This window comes from Muricauda sp. MAR_2010_75 (assembly GCF_000745185.1).
In the GTDB taxonomy this organism is placed as follows: Bacteria; Bacteroidota; Bacteroidia; order Flavobacteriales; family Flavobacteriaceae; genus Flagellimonas.
The window spans coordinates 1,708,678-1,731,459 of the sequence record NZ_JQNJ01000001.1 but is presented as its reverse complement, the minus strand read 5'-3'; the positions used below and the strand labels follow the sequence as shown (position 1 = coordinate 1,731,459).

At 41.7% G+C, this 22,782-nt stretch carries 16 protein-coding genes; 14 read left to right on the top strand and 2 right to left on the bottom strand.

Annotated elements, in window-relative coordinates; genetic code table 11:
- Nucleotides 1–305 precede the first annotated feature (305 nt).
- A complete protein-coding gene (locus FG28_RS07750) occupies nucleotides 306–821 on the bottom strand; it encodes a hypothetical protein (protein ID WP_156102228.1) in 516 nt (171 codons plus the stop codon).
- Between the two features lie 224 nt (nucleotides 822–1,045).
- Here FG28_RS07750 and FG28_RS20055 point away from each other — a divergent pair, with 224 nt between their 5' ends.
- The 12 genes from FG28_RS20055 to FG28_RS20590 all read left to right on the top strand — a co-directional run bounded on the left by FG28_RS20055 (nucleotide 1,046) and on the right by FG28_RS20590 (nucleotide 15,920).
- Nucleotides 1,046–4,222: a tetratricopeptide repeat protein gene (locus FG28_RS20055; protein WP_156102227.1), complete on the top strand. Its 3,177-nt coding sequence runs from the start codon at nucleotides 1,046–1,048 to the stop codon at nucleotides 4,220–4,222.
- A 1,290-nt stretch (nucleotides 4,223–5,512) separates the two neighbouring features.
- Nucleotides 5,513–8,425, top strand: a complete 2,913-nt coding sequence (locus tag FG28_RS07730) for a response regulator (protein ID WP_036381578.1) — start codon at nucleotides 5,513–5,515, stop codon at nucleotides 8,423–8,425.
- A gap of 125 nt (nucleotides 8,426–8,550) precedes the next feature.
- Nucleotides 8,551–8,715 carry a hypothetical protein gene (locus FG28_RS20595; protein WP_156102226.1) on the top strand — a complete coding sequence of 55 codons (165 nt, stop codon included), beginning with the start codon at nucleotides 8,551–8,553 and terminating at the stop codon, nucleotides 8,713–8,715.
- Between the two features lie 7 nt (nucleotides 8,716–8,722).
- Nucleotides 8,723–9,157, top strand: coding sequence for a lipocalin family protein (locus FG28_RS07725; RefSeq protein WP_036381576.1), 435 nt, complete (start codon nucleotides 8,723–8,725; stop codon nucleotides 9,155–9,157).
- Nucleotides 9,158–9,199: 42 nt separating this feature from the next.
- A complete protein-coding gene (locus FG28_RS07720) occupies nucleotides 9,200–9,778 on the top strand; it encodes a lipocalin family protein (protein ID WP_081894258.1) in 579 nt (192 codons plus the stop codon).
- Between the two features lie 15 nt (nucleotides 9,779–9,793).
- The gene (locus FG28_RS07715) at nucleotides 9,794–10,414 is read left to right on the top strand and encodes a hypothetical protein (RefSeq protein ID WP_036381571.1); all 621 of its coding nucleotides are present in this window, start codon (nucleotides 9,794–9,796) and stop codon (nucleotides 10,412–10,414) included.
- Between the two features lie 4 nt (nucleotides 10,415–10,418).
- The gene (locus FG28_RS07710; protein WP_036381569.1) at nucleotides 10,419–11,828 is read left to right on the top strand and encodes a hypothetical protein; all 1,410 of its coding nucleotides are present in this window, start codon (nucleotides 10,419–10,421) and stop codon (nucleotides 11,826–11,828) included.
- Nucleotides 11,829–11,831: 3 nt separating this feature from the next.
- On the top strand, nucleotides 11,832–12,236 hold the full coding sequence (locus FG28_RS07705; protein WP_036381566.1) for a hypothetical protein: 405 nt from the start codon (nucleotides 11,832–11,834) through the stop codon (nucleotides 12,234–12,236).
- Entirely contained in the window at nucleotides 12,236–13,975 is a 1,740-nt protein-coding gene (locus FG28_RS20050) for an OmpA family protein (protein WP_051947217.1), read from the top strand. Before FG28_RS07705 ends, FG28_RS20050 begins: the two co-directional genes overlap by 1 nt.
- A gap of 44 nt (nucleotides 13,976–14,019) precedes the next feature.
- A complete protein-coding gene (locus FG28_RS07695) occupies nucleotides 14,020–14,706 on the top strand; it encodes a hypothetical protein (RefSeq protein ID WP_036381563.1) in 687 nt (228 codons plus the stop codon).
- A gap of 106 nt (nucleotides 14,707–14,812) precedes the next feature.
- Nucleotides 14,813–15,652 (top strand): hypothetical protein, encoded by an 840-nt coding sequence (locus tag FG28_RS07690; RefSeq protein ID WP_156102225.1) that lies wholly within the window; start codon nucleotides 14,813–14,815, stop codon nucleotides 15,650–15,652.
- A gap of 76 nt (nucleotides 15,653–15,728) precedes the next feature.
- The gene (locus FG28_RS20590; protein ID WP_156102224.1) at nucleotides 15,729–15,920 is read left to right on the top strand and encodes a DUF6922 domain-containing protein; all 192 of its coding nucleotides are present in this window, start codon (nucleotides 15,729–15,731) and stop codon (nucleotides 15,918–15,920) included.
- Between the two features lie 1,161 nt (nucleotides 15,921–17,081).
- On the opposite strand, the gene FG28_RS07685 is transcribed toward FG28_RS20590, so the two are convergent.
- Nucleotides 17,082–17,267, bottom strand: a complete 186-nt coding sequence (locus FG28_RS07685) for a hypothetical protein (RefSeq protein ID WP_036381557.1) — start codon at nucleotides 17,265–17,267, stop codon at nucleotides 17,082–17,084.
- A 397-nt stretch (nucleotides 17,268–17,664) separates the two neighbouring features.
- On the opposite strand from FG28_RS07685, the gene FG28_RS07680 reads away from it, so the two are divergent.
- Nucleotides 17,665–19,431, top strand: a complete 1,767-nt coding sequence (locus FG28_RS07680) for an alkaline phosphatase (protein WP_036381554.1) — start codon at nucleotides 17,665–17,667, stop codon at nucleotides 19,429–19,431.
- Nucleotides 19,432–19,684: 253 nt separating this feature from the next.
- On the top strand, nucleotides 19,685–22,771 hold the full coding sequence (locus FG28_RS07675) for a TonB-dependent receptor (protein ID WP_036381551.1): 3,087 nt from the start codon (nucleotides 19,685–19,687) through the stop codon (nucleotides 22,769–22,771).
- Nucleotides 22,772–22,782: the final 11 nt, after the last annotated feature.

Sequence of the window (22,782 nt, the reverse complement as noted above, 5' to 3'; positions counted from 1 at the left end):
GCTGAAAAAAGGTCTGCAATCCAGTTAACTAAAAAAAATTACCCTAATAAAGATCACATGGCGGGACAGGTGGATTTCACCCGTGGTATTACTGTTTTGTCCAAAGTATCCGCCAGTGGATTCGACAACATCCAAATCCATTGTAATTGTAGTTATACGTTGTTACCAACATATTTAATATACATCTTTCTATCTCACAAGTGAGCACAAATCAATGTCATTGGCAATTGTCTATTCGAATTTTTGAGAATTTCCTTAATGAGAAAGAAGAATGCCATAGCTGTATCCAACAACCGAAAATTCAATCAGTCTTTTATCAAGCTTAGCTCGACTTCGGCCGGATCGGGTGTCCCGTTCCCGTCAAAATCAAATTCTGCGGGGCCTCCGATGGATAGGTTGTTTCCCGAGCTAAGCTGAACCCTGAAATATTCCCAATCATCCGGGGCATCCCCATCAAAACGCACCACCAAAAGATCTTCATCAAAACAGAAATCCCCTGATGAAACATCACTTGGCCCACCGGATTCGGCAATATTGAGGGTGAACCCTCCATTGGATTGGATGGACAGGGTGACCGTTCCCCCTTCTTCCACAACATCCACTGTTTCTATGGGATCGGTGATCGTAAAAAAAATGGCGCTCGTTGCCACCCAGTTCCCTGACATATCGGCAATGGACAGATTGGTTCCCTGCAAGGAGCAGTCCGGACCCTCCTCCTCATCACTACATTGGTACAAAGGGACCAAGGCCAATATACATACGGACAAATACAATGGAAGTCTCAATTGTTCAATAGCGGAAAAATACTTAGGTTTTTTCATTTCTTTAGTTTTTTGATGTTGTTGGAACGATGGGGCATACATCCCATCACTTTGAATCTTAAAAGTATGCCATGGAGGAACGGGGCATTGCTACGGATGTTCCAATTTCTGATGCTCAGGTTACATCCATATGCCTCATTTCCAACAGAATCAATGTGAATATTTTATGAAAGACGGATTTTACCGCTATCTTAGTGGAAGTGCCTGCGACCAATCCGACCAATATGAAAAAACTTGCCCTTTTAGGTTTTATGGGTCTTTTTTGTTGGGTTGCCCATGCCCAGCTACGATCGGAGGTGGATAGCCTGACCCGGATATTGGAAAAGATCCGAAATCAGGATACCACGACCGTTGGGCTGCTGTTGGATATCGCCAACACGTATAGGGGCATCAATCTTGACACTTCCCATCTGTACGCTAAAAAGGCTTTCGATGTGGCGTCAAGCATTGGTTACACCTATGGCATGGCATCTGCCGATAAGATCAAGGGCACCTATTTTTTATACTCCGGTGCCATGGACAGCAGTGTCTTCTACTATCAAAAGGGCCAAGAGCTGTTTCAGGAATTGGGGGATTTGGACGGGATACACGATATCAACTACAATTTGGGCCTACTACATGCATCCATAGCCGAATATGACAAGGCCATTTCCTTTTACAAAAAGGACTTTACCTACAGAAATAAAATTGGGGACACCTTGGGCATAGCCGATGGCTATCTGAACATGGGTGCCGTGTATCTGTACAAAGGGGACAATCAAAATGCATACAAAAATTTTACCGCCTCCATCCCTTACTTTGAAGCGGCAGGGGATCATTTGTCCGTTGCCAAGGTAAATTTCAACTTGGGCACCATACAATGGAACTACAGCAATTACGATTTGGCCCTGAACGATTTTTTTGCATCCCTCACTGTCTTTGAGGAGGAGGGCGACCACTATCTTTTGGCCAGTTGTCTTGAAAATATCGCAGGGGTTTACGAGAACCTGGGGAACTATGAAAATGCCCTTGAGTATTATCGGGCCTCCCTCCATCATGGCGAGGAGGTCGGGGATGCCAGGCTTACGGCCTCCAATTACCACAGTTTAGGGGTGGTCATGGACAAACACGCACAACAGGATTCGGCTCTGTACTATTTTGACAAAAGCCTCAAACTGTCCCAGGAAGGGAACTTCAAGGACTTGATAAGCCAGAATTACCACAGTTTGGGGGTATGGCACGCAAAGGGGGATCCTTCGAAGGGAATCTCATTTCTCAACAAGAGCATTGCACTGAAAAGATCCATTACATCGGACAATTACAACATAGCCACCTCCCTTTATGAACTGGGCACCGTTTATCTCGACCAAGGCCAGTTTTCCAAAGCTCGGGAAAGTCTTGAAGAGGGGTGGCAAGTTGCATCCCTGACCGATTCCAAAGAAATGAAAAGTCGGTTGTCCCATGCCCTGTACGGACTGTATAAAAAGATGAGGGATCAGACCAGGACACTTACTTACCTTGAACAATACCAGGCATTCAAGGACAGCATTTTTGATGACGAGACGAACAAAAACATTGTCGCAAGGGAGATACAATATGAAACGGCCAAAAAAGACCGACAAATCGAATTGTTGACCACAGAGAGGGAACTGAAGCAAGCAGAAATGGCCACACAAGAGGCGATGATAAAACAGAAAACGACCCAAAGAAACCTACTTTTGGGCGGAATCGCCTCAATGCTCATTATTTCGTTGCTCCTGTTCAGAAACTACCAGGTAAAGCTGCGTACCAAGGAAGTGGTCAATAAAAAGCAACGGGAGTTTGTGGAGCTGCGGTCACGATTTTTTGCCAATGTCTCCCATGAATTCCGAACCCCGCTCACCTTGATCTTGGGACCGCTAAAGGATTTGTTGGCATCCAAAAAGGAAGATGCAGGGCATCAACAGAGCTATGAGTTGATGAAAAGAAATGGTGAAAAGCTATTGGGCCTTGTGAACCAGTTGTTGGATTTGGCCAAGCTTGAAGCCGGTGCTTTGCCCCTGCAGATTGCTGAAGGGGATCTAAAGACTTCGTTGAAAACGATAACGGCCGCTTTCAGTTCCTGGGCCGACTATCGGAATGTCATTTTCAATATAAATATCGCCAAGGAAATTGAAACTGGGTGGTATGATGGTGATGCACTAGAAAAAATCATCAACAACCTATTGTCAAATGCTTTTAAGTTTACGCCTGAGGGAGGGGAAATCCATTTTAACGCCTCATTGGTCAACACAAACAAAAATGAGGAAGGGCAATCCCTAAAAATTGAGGTAGAGGATACCGGAAAGGGAATTGCCAGTTCCGAATTGGACAAGGTTTTTGACCGGTTCCACCAAGTGGAGGGCACCCAACAAGGGACAGGAACCGGAACAGGTATCGGCCTTGCCCTGGTAAAGGAACTGGTGGAATTGCACCATGGTAACGTCTCTGTTGTCAGCGAAATGGCAAAGGGCACGATATTTACGGTAATCTTGCCCATTGCCAAAGAACAGTTTGGTTCAAGTGAAATAGCCCTGCAAGGCCTACAGAAGCCGGACACAAAAAAAAGTGCGCCATCTGTTCCGGCAAAGGTTATGAAACTAATCGATACGACACAGGCCCTTAATAAAGACTTGCCGCTCATTCTTATTGTGGAGGACAATGATGATGTAAGATTTTATATAAAACAACATCTTGGCAAAGCATACCATATAAAAGATGCCATCAGCGGGAACGAAGGTTTTAAAGTGGCACAAAAGACCATTCCAGATCTGATCATCAGTGATGTGATGATGCCAGGGATGGACGGGTTATCGTTGTGCAAAAAACTGAAAACGGATGAAAGGACCAGCCACATTCCTGTAATATTGCTTACTGCCCTTGCCTCCCAAGCCTCAAAAGTGGAAGGGATCGAGACCGGGGCAGATGATTATATCATAAAACCTTTTGACAGGAAAGAACTCGTCGCCCGTGTAAAAAACCGTATCGACCAACGTCGGCTTTTACGGGAAAAATACAGCCGACAACTGACCTTGGAACCCAAGCTTTTGGCAGTTACCTCGACCGATGAACATTTTTTGGAAAGGATATTGCGGATAGTGGAACAGCATTTGGATGATTCCACATTCGGTGTCGGGGATCTTGCCAGGGAAACGGGGATGAGCCGTACACAACTGTTCCGAAAGATGAGGGCATTGATAGATCAATCACCTCAGGACTTCATCAGGGATTTCCGATTGAAACGGGCCGCACAATTGCTCAAGGGAAGGGCTGGGAACGTATCCGAAATAGCGTACCAAGTAGGGTTCAACAATTTGTCTTACTTTACAAAACGGTTTAAAGAGCTCTTTGGCAATACCCCTTCGGAATACTATCAGGGAAAATCGAAAGATGGTACTCCTTGACCCCCATTCCTTGGACCAACTTAATTTTCTAGATTCTTTACTTGAACTTTGGTAGGATTGGTCATTTCAGAGGGATAGCTTATCACTAGAATAATTTACACTAGGGCTTTCTTATTTTCTGCATTTATAGTGATTCCTGTAAATCTATTTTTTTATGCCCTACCCTCATTTGTTTTGATATATTATTTAATGGAACAAAACAATGTGCCAGTTCCAATCTTTAATGAAATGTAGTGGTTAGCTCAAGAGTTTGTATGATATTGTTATTAAAACAACCAAAAGGTGACGGGGAATTTGAGGTATTGTCGCCCAAATAAAACCGATCATATCGGAACTGTCCAACAAAACACCTCAGAAGTAGTCGGAGATACCTCATTCCACGTGGCCTATATTATTTGATCGAATCGGATATTCGTCCACAGACATCCTGACGTTCACCTGAATGCCTATATCTTTTTTGTTCTTGCCATAACCTGCGGGGTTTGGGGAATATGTCCAACAAGTTTGCAAACAAAGTGCGCAGGGTTTTTGTTAGCAAAAACACAACTTGCTCCGTGACCATCCATCAACAATTTGGCAAACCTATAATGTATGTAATGTTTGTCTGGGCTTTGCCATACATGGGCTTTTGTACGGCAAATCATTGGGGAGTCTTTTCAGAAGAGAAAAATCAAAAACCGTACTGAACTTGAACTTAGTATTTCAATGGAAAGGAAGAAGAACGGCCGATTTGTTTTCTCCAAATCGATTTTAATGCGTGTATGGGCCAAAAATGGGAACGGAGAAAAGTACATTTTCACGTATATATATCTAAAGAATTAAATGTACGATCATACAAATCAATAAATATTTATTTGTGTCTTGCAATTGCCACAGCTATCGTTTGGCAGAACCACCGTAGAATCCAAGAAAACATCCAACTTTTCTTCCTTCTCCCTTTCCACAAAAGGGCACCCGAAGGGTGCTGGAACATGGGGCAAGAAACCAATATTTTTGCGGACTGGAACCATCTTGATCAATTAATGGTTTTTAGTATTCCTCCTCTTTAAAAAATATCAGGTGTCACTCCAACAAAACAGGTGATGATTTAACTGTCATTAAAACTGTTCGAGAAATTAAATAATCAACAATTCCGCAATCATTTTTTAAAAGAGAGGAATACAGGGCAACCGAAAATTTGCCCTTACATCGCGGCATGGATTAAATTATGTAACTTTAGAATGTTACCATGATACCCAGTTCCCCCTGTTAAAATATTGTACTATTGGTTATCCTAAACTTCCATTCAAAATGAAAAAGTTGTTGGTTACCTTATTGTTCTTTCCTGTTCTGGTTTTTGCCCAAACCGAAAGTCAGATTGATTCACTGGAAGAAATTTATTTTTCTTCTGGACTTGAAGACAAACTAAATGTAGCGGACAAATTGTTTGAACTCTACATCTACAATAGTCCTGAAAAAGTAAGACCGGAATTAAAAAAACTATTGGAGGAATCCAACCGTGCGAAAAACATAAAAGGGGTAGTTAATGTCTATAAAAATTATATGACCCTCTACAATGTACAATCCAAATTTGACAGCACCATTTTTTATGGGAACAAAGCGCTGGAACTTATTCCCAAGACAATGGATTCATTATTGTACAGTACCGTTAATCAAAATCTTATTTGGTCGTACTCCATTTTGGGGGATTTCAAAAAAGCTGAGCAGCTTTCAATCCAAGATTTGGGAATATCCAAGAAAATCAACAACTGGGACGTACTTTCAAAATCGTATTTTGGGTTGGGCAACACCTATTTCTACCAAAATAAATTCCCAGAGGCAATAGATGCATACATAAAGGTCGATTCCATATTGGACATTCACGATCCATACCAAAAGACCTTGGTGAACAACAACATTAATATTGCCCAGCTCCTCATCATTCAAAAGGATTTTGAAAAGGCTTCAGTCTATATCGATAAAGCAGAAAAAGTTTCCGAGCACAATGGGCATGACTATGGCTTGGCAACCGTAAATCTATATAGGGGCATCATTGAAAAGGAAAAGGGCAATCCACAAAAAGGAATCGATTATTTGTTGAAAGCCAAAGACTTTTTGGAGACATTTGAAAGCGAGTATGATCTCGCGGAAATATATTATTATTTGGGCGACTGTTATTTTGAACTAAAAGATTTTAAAAGTGCTGAGCTGTACCATAACAAAAGTCTGCCATTGCAAAAAAAGGTCCAAAATCCCTTGGGAATTGCCAACTCAAACCTAACACTTGGTAAAATTGATTTGGAGAATGGAAACCCTCCAAATGCCCAATCAAAATTCATCACCGCACTCAATATTTATAATGAGTTGAACGACCCCAATGTAATAGAGCATAAAGGAGAGGTCTACAGATTGCTCAGTTCAACCTATGAATCCCAAAAATCGTTTGAACTTGCACTTCAGCAACTAAAAAACCACTTATCCGTAAAGGATACCCTGATAAAAAACAGAAATAGAAGTATGTTTCAAGAACTGGAAGCCAAGTACCAGACCGAAAAGAAAGAACAGGAAATAGCCCTGCTCTCTGCCCGGAACAAACTCTCTGAACAACGCAGGAAAAATCAAAAAATCCTATATATTGGGCTCTTGGGGCTGTTTTTTGCCATTGTGAGCCTTTTGTTTTATGGATATAGGAACAAGCTAAGGACGGCCGAAAGGATAAAGGAACTCGACACGCTCAAATCCCGTTTCTTTGCCAACGTCTCCCACGAATTTAGGACCCCATTGAGCTTGATCAAGAGTCCAGTGCAGCAATTAAGGTCCATCTCGGATGGAACGAACCAAAAACAATTGGACCTGATCGACAGCAATGCCGATCGGATGTTGGAACTTGTGGACCAGCTATTGGAACTCTCAAAAATAGAGGGAGGCCAATTGAAGATCATCTTGAAAAGGGGCAATGTTTCCTCTTTTTTAAATGCCCTTTTGGAGCCGTTTCAGTTTAGGGCCAAAGAAGAAGGGGTCCCATTCGAAGTTAATGTACAGGTTTCAGAGGAGCCTCATTACTTCGATAGGGACATACTTACAAAAATCGTTGTCAATTTACTTTCCAATGCCTTTAAATATAGGGAAGGTGGGCCTGTTTCCTTTGTTTCAAGGATACACAATGAAAGACTTGTGTTGGAAATTGAAAACCACAATGGTCAAGTGAAAGAGAAAGATCTGCCCAAATTTTTTGAGCGCTTTTACCAAAAAGATGGCACTGCAGTGGGTTTTGGAATTGGGCTGGCCCTCGTGAAGAATCTGGTCACAATTTGTGAAGGTTCCATCCATGCGGGTTTGGATAAGGGGAAAGTGATAATCTCCGTTGAAATGCCGTTGAAAAAGGATTTGAAAGATGCCATTTTGATAGAGGAAAACAATGATTCACATTCCGACCAACAGGTACAGGCCATTGAAATTGAAAGTGATGAGGTTCCTGTTTTGCTCATTGCGGACGATCATCCGGATATTCGCACCGTGCTCAAGGATGTTTTCAAGGAAGATTTCACCATACTCGAAGCCAGTAATGGAGAGGAAGCTTTTAAACTTGCCCAAAAGGAAATTCCCGATATGGTCATTTCAGATGTCATGATGCCCAAAAAGGACGGGTATGCTCTGGTAAAGGCATTGAAGGAAGATGAACTCACGTCTTCTGTTCCGATAGTGCTGCTCACCGCCAAAGCAGGGGATGAAGCCCGATTGAAGAGTCTACAAACCCACGCCGATGGGTATCTTACCAAGCCCTTCAACCACAAAATTGTAAAGGCTACGGTTCATCAACTCCTCCATGAACGCAAAAAACTACAGGAAAGGTATAGCCGTGAACTCATTTTAAGACCAGTTGACATTGCCATCAATACAGCCGATGAAAGATTTATACAACGATTGGAAACCGTTATGGACGCCGAATTGACCAATCCCGATTTTACCACCGATGAGTTTGCTTCACGGATGAACCTGAGCCGGATGCAATTGCATAGAAAGCTAAAATCCCTATTTGGGGTTTCCGCCACGGAGTTTGTCCGTAATGAACGATTGAAAGCAGCCACGGAACTTCTGAAAAACCCTAAACTCTCCATTGCCGAGGTGGCCTATAGTTCAGGTTTCAATGAGGCGACCTATTTCTCCAAATGTTTTAAGGACATTTACGGTCTTTCCCCATCCGACTTTAGGAAGACTACCTGATTTCCCTTATTTCCTAATCCCATAGCATGCCCTTTTAAAGGGAGCATTCCCTATGTTACATATACCCATGGTATCTGTTACATAGTTACATGATGCTGTCCAAAGCATCCCATAGCTTTGGAACAATGAAGTCACGCAACGGCAAACCCCTGCACTATAGAGGGGAAATGGACCATCTCCCTAATACCAGGATCTATTTGAACATAAAGTATTTGGAGAAGGGCCATTATGAACTGAACATCATCAACAAACATAAGTTGATCAAGAAGATACATTTCAACAAAAAGTAAACACATCATGAAAACAAACAGCATCAAATATGTAAGCATCCTAAGTATCGCATTGCTCATTTTTAGCTGCGGGAAAGACGATGACGGTAACAAACCACAACCCGAACCAACGGTAGCGGAGTTGATGATTTCTGAAAATTGGTATCTCGAAAGCTTTGGCGATTTTGTCCTGGGCGACTGCGACAGACAGAGTATTTACAATTTTACAATGGAAGGGGGACTTGTATTGGAAGCCTATGGTTATGACGGCGAATTTAATTGCAATTTTCTAGGTAACAGCAACTACACTTGGCAATTGCTTTCCGATACAGAATTTATTCTAACCGAAGATGGTGAAGATTTGATGTGTGAAATCATCACATTAACAGAAAATGAATTCGTGTTTGATGTAGGAGAAGATTCGTTTACCTATGTTTTGGACAAAAACCCGGGTGATGGATAATACTCGGGATGCAGTCGCAGTAAACAGAAAAAACATTAGACTATGAAAACACAACAAATTTTAACAGCATTTTTACTGGCATTAGCCTTTATGGCACCATTTCAGCAGACTGAGGCCCAGTTCCTTAAAAAATTGGGCAAAAAAGCCAAAGAAGGTGCTGAACGTGGAGTGGAACGGACCGTGGAGCGCAAGGCGGAACAAAAAGCTGAAGAGAGTACGGAAAAAGCCATTGAAACCGTTTTTGGCGTTCCCAAAAGTGTGATGGACAAAAAAGAAACTAACGAAGGGAATGATCTTGAGGGCACTTGGTACTATGAATCCCTAGAAGGAGTGCCCGGATACGAAAACCTGAACGATTGTGGCAAGAAATCCAGCATCACCTATTCGGCCAACAACTATCATGTCCAGTTTTATGATAATGACTGTAATCTTCTTACCGATAGTGGGGGCACTTTTGAGTTGGAGGACAACATCATGAAAGTTACTGCCGAGGCAAAGGATGAGATGAGCACAACCAAGATAACCACCACTCAGACCATTATGGAACAAACCCAAAACCGCTTGGTCATGAAAGATGATATGACCGGGGCAGTGGTGACATTGGTAAGGGAAAAGGAATAATCAATCTAAATCAGTATGGAAACCAAAAAGATTTCAATCATTTTTTTTGCAGTAATGCTCTTCATGGCCTGCGGGCAGTCAAACAAAAAAGAAGGGGAGGCCAGTTCAGAAGGCAATGTGGAAACCACCGCCAAGAGTAAAGTAGATACAAATGGAATTCGCCTTGAGCAACATGGGGATTACACCAACCTTTATGCCTCCAGCTCCCAATGTAAGTTAACGGCTGAAGAAGTGGCCACCCTGTACGGTATTACCGTTGCGGACATGAAGGAGACCTCCAATGGTCCCAGTGGTCAAGGATATTTATGCAGTTACAATCTAACGCTCAGGGATGGCAATCAATCCGTTTTTGGCTTGACATTCTTTCAGAAACCCATGTCCGATGTACAATCGGAAATCTCAAGTTGGTTGTCGGGTTCTTATGAGAAAAAGTTTTTAAGGATAAGCAATTCTGGCGATCACTATATCTGGAAACACCCCAATCAGGGTTATTTCATCCTTCAAAATCCAAACTACGCCAATGGAATCCAAATCCGGTATAGAACCATGTTCAAGGTGGACAAGACCCAAAGCGAATATCTGGAACAAAAAGGTATTCAGACAATTGATTACTTAATCGAAAAATACAAGAACTAATATCATGAAACAGATAAAGATCATATTATTGTTCGGTTTTCTCTCCCTGGGATGCCTTCAAGCATTTGCCCAGCCCTATACCTTGGACAAAGCCATAAAACCTATTGAATTGATGCTTTCGGAAGATACCCGAGATGGACATAAAGGGGAGAAAGGGATGGTGTTCTTCAATCGAATGACTGATTCCACCATGTATCACTTTGTGACCGGGCATTCCATGTTCCAGTTTTTGGATGTTTTGGTCACCAGTTTGGATGGAAGCCCTTTGGAGGTCAGTTTGAACCAAGACATTTGGAACGATGAATACAATAAAAAAAGCACAGGTTCTTCCCCGGACGGCATGGTCCGGTTTCAACTCCGGGCAGAGGGCAAGTTTGGCATCAAAATAGAGACGGACAATCCCACCAACTCACTTTACAACATTGCCGTGCTGGCAAGTCCAGAAGAAAAGAGTTATCTGGGCAGTGCCTTTAGAAAAATCAAACCGAGTGAGATGAAATCAGGAGGTGATGCAACGGTCAATACAAGTACAGGGGCCGTGTCATCAGATGGAAATGGCAACAGCGACAAAGGTGGTGGTACTTGGCTCTACATTGCGTTGGGCGTAGCACTTCTGGTCATTGGGGTGCTTGCTGGAAAACTAATGGGCAAAAAGGGAAAGAACACTACAATGCTATTGCTCTTCATCTTCTTGGTTCCCCTTGGCGCAATAGCCCAAAATTATTGGGAGGGAAATGTCATGACCATGGAGCAATTTGAAAATTGGAAAACTCAGTTCGAGCATGATCAAGATATGTTGAAAACCGAGTTGGAAGTGCTCAAAAGCGAAAGGGCCGGTATGAAAAAGGGAATTGAAAACCTAAACAAGACCCTTTCCAATATACGGTCCACATGGGCAACGGTTAAAAATCTGTACAGCTCATATACCGGATTGAGTTCGTGTATCAATTCCACGCCCCCGGCCGGTGCACCTAGTATTCCATCCATCTGTACCGAAATCTCAATGGGCGAAGATGGTAAAATATTGGAGGATGAGGACGAGGGCTGCGCGAGCTGTTTTGTGGAAGCTCGGCAGAAGTTCAATGAGAGACGCTATCTTTTTGAACGTTTGGCCACCATCTACAAATGCACTAAAAAATTTACCAATGCGGCCATAGCCTTTGGAGACAATGCCTCTGGAGTGCATGGTGTGGCAGGTTTGGCCTGGCAGGGCGAACGCATCAAAATACTAAAATCGGTAGAAGACCTTGAGAAAGCATACGATAACAAATATGCCGAAATGCTACAAGATCTGGCCGATGCCATGATGGAACTTAACGTATGCGAGGCCAAATACGGCGTGGAGGATTGGTACGACCGTTTTGGCTATATGTATTTTGAATTTATGAAAGAGAAGTACGCAAGAAAAGACTGAGTTATGAAACCTTTTGTGCCAACACTGATATTTGTTTTTTGCGTGACCCTATGGTCCGGCTGCAAAACCCAGTCTGTGGGAACGGTCATTTTCAACACCAACACGGACATTGTTGGTTCTTGGGAAGGATGCGATGGACGTGTGGTAACCTTCACCAAGGAGGAAAATGGCGAGATATATGGTAGATACACCCAATTGGGTGGACTTAAAAAATACAACTTCTCCCAAGACGAAATAGGGTATCAAGTGGTGAAACAAAGTTTGGGAACTTACACAGGATCGGTAAAATGGCGTAGTACCACAGGTGCTGAGACCTGGAAAAAAGTGACCATCACGATTGAGGGAGACACTTACCAGGATAACAGCTCGGATGGTTGCAGCAAAAGCATGAAACGCATTATACAGTGATGGAAAGATGGATCTACATAGCGATGGTCTTGGTGGTCTTTAATTTTTCATGTAAAGATCAAGAACAGGGCAAAAAGGCCAAACAATCCGATGAAACAGAAACAGGAGCATCGAATACCGAAATCACCAACAGTGAAGAAAAAGGCAATAGTCTTTCGGATTTGAACCTGGAAGATATGTTCAAAGGGGATGTGGATATTGATGGTGCGGCCATGGTCTTTTCCCAAATGATGGGAACGGTCTCCGTTGAGAAAAAAAGGCTCATCCAAGCCGATATTGACTCCTTAAAAAGCCTTTTGGAACAGCATCCCAATTTAAGCCAAGCCATCGCCATTGAAAAAAACACGGTGGATGTGGACTTTTCAAAATTTTTAGCGGCTGTATCCGAAATGGAGGCAAAAGACCTCAATACCCTAAACGCCATACTCCCCAAGATTACAAGTTTAGGGGGTACTCATTCTGGGAGGCCGGATCATCCGTTTGTCGGCACTTTTTTTGAGCAGGACCTCAAGGAAGTTTCCAGTGGAAGCATACAAAAAAGAGTGGAGAACAAAAGATTGTACCAAAATCTCAGGGATGCCAGTCCAGAGGAGGCCAAACAACAATTGGCCGATCATTATGGCATTGACCTTGAAGAAGTAGAACTTTTAAATAGCATTGAAAAGCAATCTGGCATCCTGAATGAGAAGCAGGCCCAAAATCTTTCCAATCCTGTTTATAGCAATGCAGTGGAGATGGCACTCGAGGACCCGAATACATCTTCAAACTTTAAGGCATTGATAAAAGAAAACAAGGAAATGCAAAAGCGAAGTGCGGACAAGTTCCTAAAAAAATCATCCAGTGCCCGGGAAGCCTTTTACAAGCTTAATCCAGGATGGTACTCGGAGACTTCGGATGAAATCGGGAATACCTATGCCGATACTCGAAACAATCAAATATATCTGCCATTGGGCAAGCGTTCCTTTGCGGATGCGGTTGTTGATTTTGACCCTGGAAATGGCGGTCAATATCCAGAGGGTGCCCTTAACGAGCCTGATTTGACCGTGGAACTTGCCCGGCTCAATCAAGCCAAGCCGGAAATGTGCAGCATTGGATTAAAAGGAGTGCTTACGTTGCAATTCTTGGACAATGCCATTACTGATGTGAATGGCCCAGATCTTTATGTATTTGAAGCGGGTGCCATAGAACCTACGGTTCTGGAGCTGTCCAAAGATGGAAATAATTGGATTGAGGTAGGCAAGATCGAGGGGGGTACGGCCATGGTGGATATCCATGACTTTGTAAAACCAGGAGAAACCTTTACCTACGTTCGCCTGACCGATTTGGAAACAAGAAGTGGTGTTCCCGGTGCGGATGTGGATGCCGTGGCAGCCATTGGAGGTGCGCTTCGGTTGAATCTGGACAGTTCGGTATTGTTTGAATTTGGGAAGTACCACCTAAGACCGGAAGCAGAGACATTGCTTGTGGAACTGATTCCACAGATAGAGCGTATGGGCAAAGGAACCATTGTGCTGGAGGGCCACACGGACAACGTGGGCAGTGCCCAAGCCAATAAACAACTTTCCGAACAACGGGCCAATAGCGTTAGTACCCTATTGAAAAATTTGATGAAAGCTTCGGCGGACCATTTTAGTTGGGAAATAAAGGGTCTTGGAGATACCCAACCCATAGCGCCCAACGACAGTGATGAAAACCGGCAAAAAAATCGTAGGGTAGAACTGCTGGTATTGCCTAAATAGGCCGGTAGAGGACTGAAATAGTATAAATCAAAAAATCAGAAAAAATGAAAACTTGGATTACCACAGTAATGCTATTGTTTGCTTTGACCATTTTTGGGCAGGGCGATTGCAGTACATATTACCCTTTTGGTGAGGGTACTGTCTCCGAATTTGAATCTTATGACAGAAAGGGCAAGTTGGAGGCCAAAATGAAGTATACCGTGGGCAATGTATCCCAAACGGGAGGGGCCACAACGGCAACGATCAATTCAGAGTTATTTGACAAGAAAGGACAGGTCATTATGACAAACGAGTTTGATATGAGATGTGACGGTTCCACGGTGACCATGGACTTTAAATCGTTGATGAACTCTGCAAGGATGCAACAGTTTCAAAATGGGGACGCAACGATCATCGGCACCAATGTGGAGATTCCCAATACACTGACACCTGGACAGACTCTGGCAGATGCTTCGGTTAACATTACTATGGACATGGGGGCCATGAAAATGAACATGGAGACCCGGATAACCGATAGAAAGGTAATTGGCATGGAAACCATTACAACTCCAGCAGGCACATTTAAGTGCGTGGCCATTACACAGACCTCACAGGTTAAAATGATGGTGGCCAACCAAAAAGGGATTCAAAAAACATGGCTGGCAGAGGGTGTGGGCATGGTAAAGAATGAATATTACAATGCCAACGGAAAATTGCAGGGTACCACGGTGTTAACGGCATTCTCAAAATAATATCATCAAGGTACGGTTCCCATGGAAAGGGAACATCGCTAGACATTAACCATTAAAAAACCTATTCACCCCTGATAGGTATTCCTTTTTAGGACAGGGGCTAATTATGAAGACTCTAGAAATACTCATTGTACTAATGCTGCTCCTTGGCCCATGTTTGGGTCAGGCCCAGTTTGTGCCCAAAAAACCGACTACCACCACGGTTAAGAAGCCCATAAAGAAGCCCTCTGAGGTAAGGGCAATTCCTGCCAATACACAAAAGGCGGTAGTACAGCTTAAGGAGACCAAAGGTTGTAAGCCATTGGCGGCTGCCAAGGTCAACACCATTCTCACCAAGGTCCTTGGCCATACACTTAGCATTAAGTTAGACAGGGAAGATTCGTATATCCGTTTTAACGGCCAAACACAAAGGTTGTCAATTTCCGATTACAAGGTTAAAAAGCCAGCCCATGATTGGGTGTATTTCATGAATAATGTAAACTCAACCAAAGCTGTTGCTACCTTTGATGAGCAGAACAGAAGGTTTTATCTGAAGATTACCTTTGAAGGGGATCGTAGCGAGATAAAAGGAAAATGCCCGGGGTGTATAAACCGATATGAGGACAGTCGCGCCCCTGATATCAACTGGATGGGAAATCGGGAGCTTATTATTGAATTAAAGCCCATTGTCCACAACAATTCCATTGCGTTCGAAGCCACAGGTACCGAATTGAAGGGACATTTTACCATAAACGGCCCCGTACAGGCTTTTTTACCCGGTCTTACCACCTATTTTGAACGGCAGATCATGAGTGCCGTTGAAGCCCAAGCCAAACGCTTGATGAACACTACTGGGGTAAAGAATATGATGGCCGATACATTCCGGGGTACGGTAAACACCTTGGGACTTGGAAATATTGACACCGTGGAGACTGGCGACAACAATTTGTATATTTGTAATGATTGAAAATAAACGGGTTAAATTGTAAATGTTGTCAATTGGAATCAAAGGCTTGGAAAAATAAAGTCTCAATAAAGATTATTTGAACGCTACTACCTTTTGGGATATGGACCTGAACCTGTTGGATGCTGAAAAGGACAGGGATTTTATCATAGTAAGGGTGCTTGAACGCGGTACGGACCTAGAAATCGGGCTTATCGAATCGGTATATTCTCAAAGGGAGATCATTTTCGGCACTGGAGAAGACCATGGGAGTATCGAAAAAGACCATTAACTTTTATAAAACAATCTCAATTTGAAAGCGATTTGGGAGGGACAAAGAAAGTTGCTTTGGGAGTTGATGGAATCGAAATTCCTTCTCGCCCTTTTGCTTCGGTCATTGCACTTTCAATGGCATTGAACCCTATTTTCGTTATATGGAACGATCATTTTCTGGGGGTATTGACCAATTTAAATCTTCTTGAGGTATGGAAAAGTCCGTAGCCTAGGAACAAAAATTTGTTTTAGAGAAGAAATAAGAAAGCCCCCCGATTCCTCGGAAGCCATGTCCTTACCAGCGAGGACTGGATTCGAACCAACGACCTTAGGGTTATTGTCCCAACCCTTTAGAAATTTCAAAGGCAGTTTCACACAGGACTAAATGATAAAGGAAAGTCCCTTGTCGTTTAGGAGACTCAATTTTCTGTTCTTTGTTACAGCCTTGTTCCAGTATCGACTCTGTAGCCGATATCATATCCTCTCTTTTTCAAAGGGCGAAAAAGTATTCCAAGAACATTGCGACCACATCCATTTTCAATATTAAGTGATTGAAATTATACGATTATTTAGGGAACACTAGGGAATCCAAGGAAATATCCAACCCTTTCCGCTTTTTCTCTTTCCACAAAAAACACCCAACGGGGTGCCTCCTCTGATGACAAAAATGCAATGGTTCATTAGAGGGCACAGATTAATTTAATTCGGATGTAAGGGGTTCTTTTGGGTACAGCGGAACACGATAGGATGGAAAATAAGAATCTGGTTTTGCTGTCCTGTTTGGGTTTTTACAACTTCAGGGGATAATTATGGAGGCAATTTCAAGTAAAGCTAGTTGAAATGGACTTAGGTTCAAAGTTCTTGTTCAATCAGTTTCCTTTCTAAGGTATTTCAAAATCCACGATAAAGTTTTAAGAGAGTTGTTTTGAACAGATGTTATTGGATATGATATATACTTATGATACTGCATTCAATCTATGAAACGATCTAAAAACCGATTTGAAGGTCTATAGTACGGATTGGTCTGTACAGTTAAGTTGCAAGTGTTGGATAGGATGATCAGGGCTTGGATTGATTATAACCCCATTCCTCTATCCTTTCTCCTTGCAGGGGTGTTCTTTTGTGAGGTGACCTTTAACCCGATTTGCACGGCAAGTTCCCTGGCCTTGGTTTCCCATAGTCAGGTCACATTGACAAAAGTTGTATAGATCTTAGGAGAGTTTTCGGTAAGCATGATCTGATTTTCTCCCATGGACAGATCCTTGACATTGTTGAAGTTTATCAAACGACCAAGGTCATTGACCAGGTCATTCGCCACTTCGAATCCTTCCTTGTCGAAAATGTTCCTGTAACATCGTAATGACATGCGGTGCAAATTTGACGCTACAAAACAGTTCTGTTAAGGACAGTGGTGGCTGGGGTGTTGATTTTGTTCAGGGAGGCAATAATCTATCCCAATCGGGTAATACCTATTCCAACAACGCATCGGGAGATGTTGCTTCTAATTAGATACAATGTCAGGCATAATAGGCAGTCTGAAAAAAGTATTTTTATGAAATGTTTTGCTATTTCGCAATCAATTTGCGTTTTGCCAATGTGGCCGACTTTTTCTGGCTATCAATTTAAACTTAACTTGACATTAAGTTAAAACTAACTTCTGAAAATATCATCAATTTTGACATCATTGATGATTTTAAGTTAGTTTGAGTTAGTTTAATGACCGGTACATTCTTGTGCCGGTTATTCTTTTTAATCACCTTCCCATGAAAAGCAAAAAATATTTTACGCCTCTATTTCTGTTTCTCACATTTTTATGGGTAAATGGACAAGATCCTGCTGTTCATTCACATAACGATTATCTGCAAGATGTGCCATTTTGGAAAGCCATATCTGCAGGTGTGTTGTCGGTGGAATCTGATGTTTTTTTAATGGGTGGAAAGCTGATGGTAGCACATGAAAAAGAGCATATTATAGAGGATAGAACCCTTGAAAGCTTATACTTAAAGCCAATAAATGAATTTTTGCAGTTGAACCTGATTCCCAATAAAAAATTGCAATTGCTTATTGATTTAAAATCTGAGGCATATACAACCTTGGATGCGATTGTGAAGGAATTAAAAAAGTATCCCACAATCATAAACAACAAGAATATCTCAATTGTAATTTCCGGAAACCGACCAAAAGTTGAAGATTATAGTAATTACCCTCATTTTATTCTTTTTGACTATCAAGATCTGCGTCCCATAAAAAATAAGGAGCTATTGGATAAAATCGGATTGATTAGCCTGAGTTTTCGAAATTTTTCTGATTGGAATGGCTTGGGAAGATTAACAAAACACGATTTGGTTCTTGTGGACAGCGTTGTTGAAAAAGCCCATTCCTTTAAAAAGCCTTTTCGGTTTTGGGCTACACCGGATTCTAAAACCTCATGGAAGGCAATGGCGGATCTAGGTGTAAATTTTATCAATACAGACCGCCCCTTTGAGTGTGTTCAATATGTGAATTCATTGTCACAACGGGTTTATGTGAATCAAGAAAAACACGAACCCTATCTGCCAAATTTTGAGAATGATGGGTCTGATGAGGTGCCTAAAAACATTATTCTTATGATTGGCGATGGAAATGGGTTGGCTCAAATATCGGCTACGGCATTGGCAAATGGAGGTTCTCTTAGCTTAACACAGCTTAAAAACATTGGTTTTTCGAAAACACAATCGGCCGATGATTTTACGACCGATTCTGCTGCTGGAGCAACAGCTATGGCTACCGGTACAAAAACTGCAAATAGGGCTATTGGGGTTGATTTGAATGGTAAAAAAGTCCCGAATGTCATGGAACTTTTGCAAGCGAAAAATTTTACGACGGCAATTGTAACCACTGATGAAATTTCAGGGGCTACACCCGCTTCCTTTTTCGCCCATCAAATCGAACGCTCTATGAGCGAGGAAATCTTACATGATTTGGAAACAAGCAAATTGGATTTTTTTGTTGCAACAGGAAATCAAGATAAAGTTAGCGGACAAGAATATTTAGGTTTTAAAATCGCAGATAACTTGAAGATGCTTGAAACTTCTGAAACCAATAAGATGGCCTATTTCTTTCCAAAAGAAAATACTGTCCTACCAATTCAAGATGCTGTTCGTTCGATATTGAATAAATTTCAGAAAAGTCAAACTCCCTTTTTTCTAATGGTAGAGGGAGCAAAAATTGATTCCTACGGGCATGCCAACAAAATAGATGGTATTATTGATGAAAGTATTGCCTTTGACAAAGCTGTTTCAGAAGCCCTGCGTTTTGCTGACGATGTTAAAAACACTTTGGTCATTATTACCGCAGATCATGAAACGGGAGGCTTGACCATACCGCAAGGCAATGTAAAAGACAAAGAGGTTGAAGCAGATTTTACAACGAATGACCATACAGGCATTTTTGTTCCCGTATTTGCTTACGGCCCACAATCGCAATTGTTTCGCGGAGTATACGAAAACACCGAAATACATCATAAAATATTAGAAGCTTTGGGGTTATAAAGCCAAGTTCCTTATTCAACTGTAGATGAACCAGACCCATTGGTTTGTTTAGGGCAAATACCACTTTACGTAAAAATTACATAGACTTAAAATTGGTGCTTTCCAGTTGTTTTTTAGTTGATGCAATCCTAAAATATTGTTAACAATGCGCTTCTACATATAGACTATTTTTGGGCAAAAATAAAAAAGAGCCTGCGGCAACAGGCTCTTAAAAAAAGCATCGAAAAACTCAGCGTAATCCAATACTTAAACTATGTATTCGAAAATTTTATTATCTAAAATCATCTGTGCGTCAGCTTGGATGATATGTACTGTTGCCTACGGCGGCAGTTCCTTAAACCGACCAAATAAAAATACAGAAAAAGAATTTTATAGCACTAAAAACGTTTCCGCTTCTATTTTAGTGTTTGAACAGCAAACGGTAACCGGTATCGTTGTCGACGAAACAGGGGCGCCTTTGCCCGGAGCATCTGTTTTGGAAAAAGGCACCTCAAATGGTACCACAACTGATTTTGATGGCAATTTTGAAATAGAGGTTGCTGCTAATGCTACAATTCAGATATCCTATATAGGATACACCACCAAAGAAGTTTCCGTAAACGGACAATCTAGAATTGAAATTCAATTAGATGCTGACGCAACCCAGCTTGAAGATGTGGTTGTCGTGGGTTATGGAACCCAAAAAAGGTCTGATATAACAGGTGCCATTGCTTCAGTAAAAAGCGAGGACTTTAACAAGGGTGTGGTCACAAACCCTGGCGAACTTTTACAAGGTAAAATGGCTGGGGTAAACATTGCTGCAAATAGCGGTGAACCTGGAGCTTCACAAAATGTGATTATCAGGGGTATCGGTAGTTTGCGATCTGGTACCCAGCCGCTATATGTTGTTGATGGATTTCTGTTGGATAATTCATCCAATGGAGTGGCGACAAATCCTTTGAACTTTCTCAATCCAAGCGATATAGAAAGTATTGATGTCTTGAAGGATGCAAGTGCGACTGCAGTTTATGGTTCTAGAGCATCAAATGGTGTTATCGTAATTACCACTAAAAGAGGAAGAGTTGGAAGAACAGAAGTGAACTTTACTTTGTCCACCGCCGCAGCTTCTATGTCAAATACAATCGACGTTTTCACCGCAGATGAGTTCAGAAATCAAGTAGTGGCTACTGGTGGTTCTTTAGAAGATTATGGCGGCAGTACAGATTGGCAAGAAGAACTTTCGCAAACGGGTATTACAAAAAATATAAATGTATCAATGAGTGGGGCCAACAGTGAAAAATTCTCATACTTCGCTTCTTTCGGTTACCAAGATCAAGAAGGTATTTTGAAGAATAGTGATTTAGAGCGCTATTCAGGCAAATTAAATATGAATCAAAAAGCCTTTAATGGCAAGGTGAATATTGATTATAATTTAACCGCGACCCGTACTGAAAATTTACGACCAGATATAGGATCCACTATCAGTGATATGTTGGGTCTTAATCCTACAGTCCCCGCCTACACCAATGGCGTGCCAACCTTGTTGAACACCAACGCACTAAACCCTATTACCCGATATAACATCTTTAGCGACAAAGCTGCCAACAATCGAATTTTGGCCAGTATTTCTCCTTCTGTTGAAATTGTAAAAGGACTTACCTATAAATTGAATTATGGTATTGATTATTCTGAAACCCATAGGGATAGACAGTATAAGCCTTATACTTTGGTGGTAAATGAATCCGATATTTCAAACGGTGATGTAGTAACCATTCTTAGTGCAAACTCCAATCAACTGACCGAAAACACCCTAACATACAACTGGAATCAAGATGTGCATAATCTTACAATTTTGGCAGGTCATTCATATCAAAAATTTATGGATGAGGTCAGGCAGTTTTCATATCGTGGCTTTGCCGATAACAACGTTGATCCAATTTACCAAGATCAAACAAGTTCAGCACAGTATCCAACCACTGTTAGTTCATCGGCTGTCAAAAATGAACTTCAATCCTATTTCGGCAGGGTAAACTATTCTTATGATGATAGATATTTGCTTACTGCAACTGTTCGTGCAGATGGATCTTCAAAGTTTGGTAAGAACAGAAAGTACGGCTATTTCCCCTCTTTTGCACTTGGTTGGAATGTGAGCAATGAAAAATTTATGGAAAGTTCGGTGTTCGATAATTTAAAGTTACGCATCAGCTGGGGCCAAACTGGTAATCAGGAAATTCCTTCTAAAATTACCCAGGCCAGTTATTCCGAAGATAGATTGTTGACTGGGGCAGGTAGCCTTAGCACTTATCCTATTGATACGGATTCCAACTCTATAGATGGTTACCCTTACGGTATTGTCTATACTCGATTGGCCAATCCAGATTTACAGTGGGAGGTTTCTACAGCAGTTAATGTGGGTGTCGATTTTGCCCTTCAGGACTATCGATTATCAGGTTCCTTGGACTATTTCAACAAGCAATCCTCAAACATATTATTGGAAGTGGTACCTGCTGACCCTGTTGAGCCTACGGCAACGTATTGGGACAATATAGATGATATGAAAATTCAAAACAACGGTATTGAATTGACTTTGGATTATAACAGTGATACATCAAGTGATTTCTCATACAATATTGGAGGTAACATCACCTACATTCAGAATAAAGTAAAAAATTCACCCTACACGGTACTTACAACAGGTGCGGCTCAGGGTTCGGGTCAAACGGGTGCTACCATTAACGGTTACATAAATGATGAACCTATCGGCGCTTTTTATATGTTTCAATTTGAAGGTATAGGAGATGATGGACTAAATGTGTTCAAAGATGTTAATGGAGATGGTGCCATTTTAGATGATGACCGAACCGTTGTCGGAAGCGCAATACCAAAATTGATTTACGCTTACTACATCAACCTAAAATACAAGGCCTTTGATTTGGGATTGAATTTTAACGGTGTGGCAGGTAACAAAATATATAACCACACAAAAATGTCGCTTTTTACAAAAGCACAATTATCAAGATCAGTCAATACTACAGATTTTGCCGTTCAATATCCCAATGAATCTACCAGTAATGCCAATACGGTTTCTACACGTTATTTGGAAGATGGTTCATTCCTAAGGTTGAACAACGCAACACTTGGTTATAATTTGAGTGCGGAGAAGTTGGGCCTTGAAGATGTCGTTCAAAACATTAGACTTTCCGTAACTGGTCAAAATTTATTTACGATTACAGATTATTCTGGATTTGACCCCGAAGTCAATACAGGTTCAACCTCTGCCGGTATCCAAACATTCGGGGTGGATTATTTTACCTATCCCAAGGCAAGAACCTTTTTAGTGGGCCTTAATCTAACCTTTTAATCAACTAGCGA

What these genes read in the sequence shown, in the direction of transcription:
- FG28_RS07685 (WP_036381557.1), bottom strand. Translation starts at nt 17,267, where the DNA reads ATGTCATTACGATGTTACAGGAACATTTTCGACAAGGAAGGATTCGAA.
- FG28_RS07750 (WP_156102228.1), bottom strand. Translation starts at nt 821, where the DNA reads ATGAAAAAACCTAAGTATTTTTCCGCTATTGAACAATTGAGACTTCCA.
- FG28_RS07720 (WP_081894258.1), top strand. Translation starts at nt 9,200, where the DNA reads ATGAAAACACAACAAATTTTAACAGCATTTTTACTGGCATTAGCCTTT.
- FG28_RS20055 (WP_156102227.1), top strand. Translation starts at nt 1,046, where the DNA reads ATGAAAAAACTTGCCCTTTTAGGTTTTATGGGTCTTTTTTGTTGGGTT.
- FG28_RS07730 (WP_036381578.1), top strand. Translation starts at nt 5,513, where the DNA reads ATGAAAAAGTTGTTGGTTACCTTATTGTTCTTTCCTGTTCTGGTTTTT.
- FG28_RS07715 (WP_036381571.1), top strand. Translation starts at nt 9,794, where the DNA reads ATGGAAACCAAAAAGATTTCAATCATTTTTTTTGCAGTAATGCTCTTC.
- FG28_RS07725 (WP_036381576.1), top strand. Translation starts at nt 8,723, where the DNA reads ATGAAAACAAACAGCATCAAATATGTAAGCATCCTAAGTATCGCATTG.
- FG28_RS07690 (WP_156102225.1), top strand. Translation starts at nt 14,813, where the DNA reads ATGAAGACTCTAGAAATACTCATTGTACTAATGCTGCTCCTTGGCCCA.
- FG28_RS07695 (WP_036381563.1), top strand. Translation starts at nt 14,020, where the DNA reads ATGAAAACTTGGATTACCACAGTAATGCTATTGTTTGCTTTGACCATT.
- FG28_RS07705 (WP_036381566.1), top strand. Translation starts at nt 11,832, where the DNA reads ATGAAACCTTTTGTGCCAACACTGATATTTGTTTTTTGCGTGACCCTA.
- FG28_RS20595 (WP_156102226.1), top strand. Translation starts at nt 8,551, where the DNA reads ATGAAGTCACGCAACGGCAAACCCCTGCACTATAGAGGGGAAATGGAC.
- FG28_RS20050 (WP_051947217.1), top strand. Translation starts at nt 12,236, where the DNA reads ATGGAAAGATGGATCTACATAGCGATGGTCTTGGTGGTCTTTAATTTT.
- FG28_RS07675 (WP_036381551.1), top strand. Translation starts at nt 19,685, where the DNA reads ATGTATTCGAAAATTTTATTATCTAAAATCATCTGTGCGTCAGCTTGG.
- FG28_RS07710 (WP_036381569.1), top strand. Translation starts at nt 10,419, where the DNA reads ATGAAACAGATAAAGATCATATTATTGTTCGGTTTTCTCTCCCTGGGA.
- FG28_RS07680 (WP_036381554.1), top strand. Translation starts at nt 17,665, where the DNA reads ATGAAAAGCAAAAAATATTTTACGCCTCTATTTCTGTTTCTCACATTT.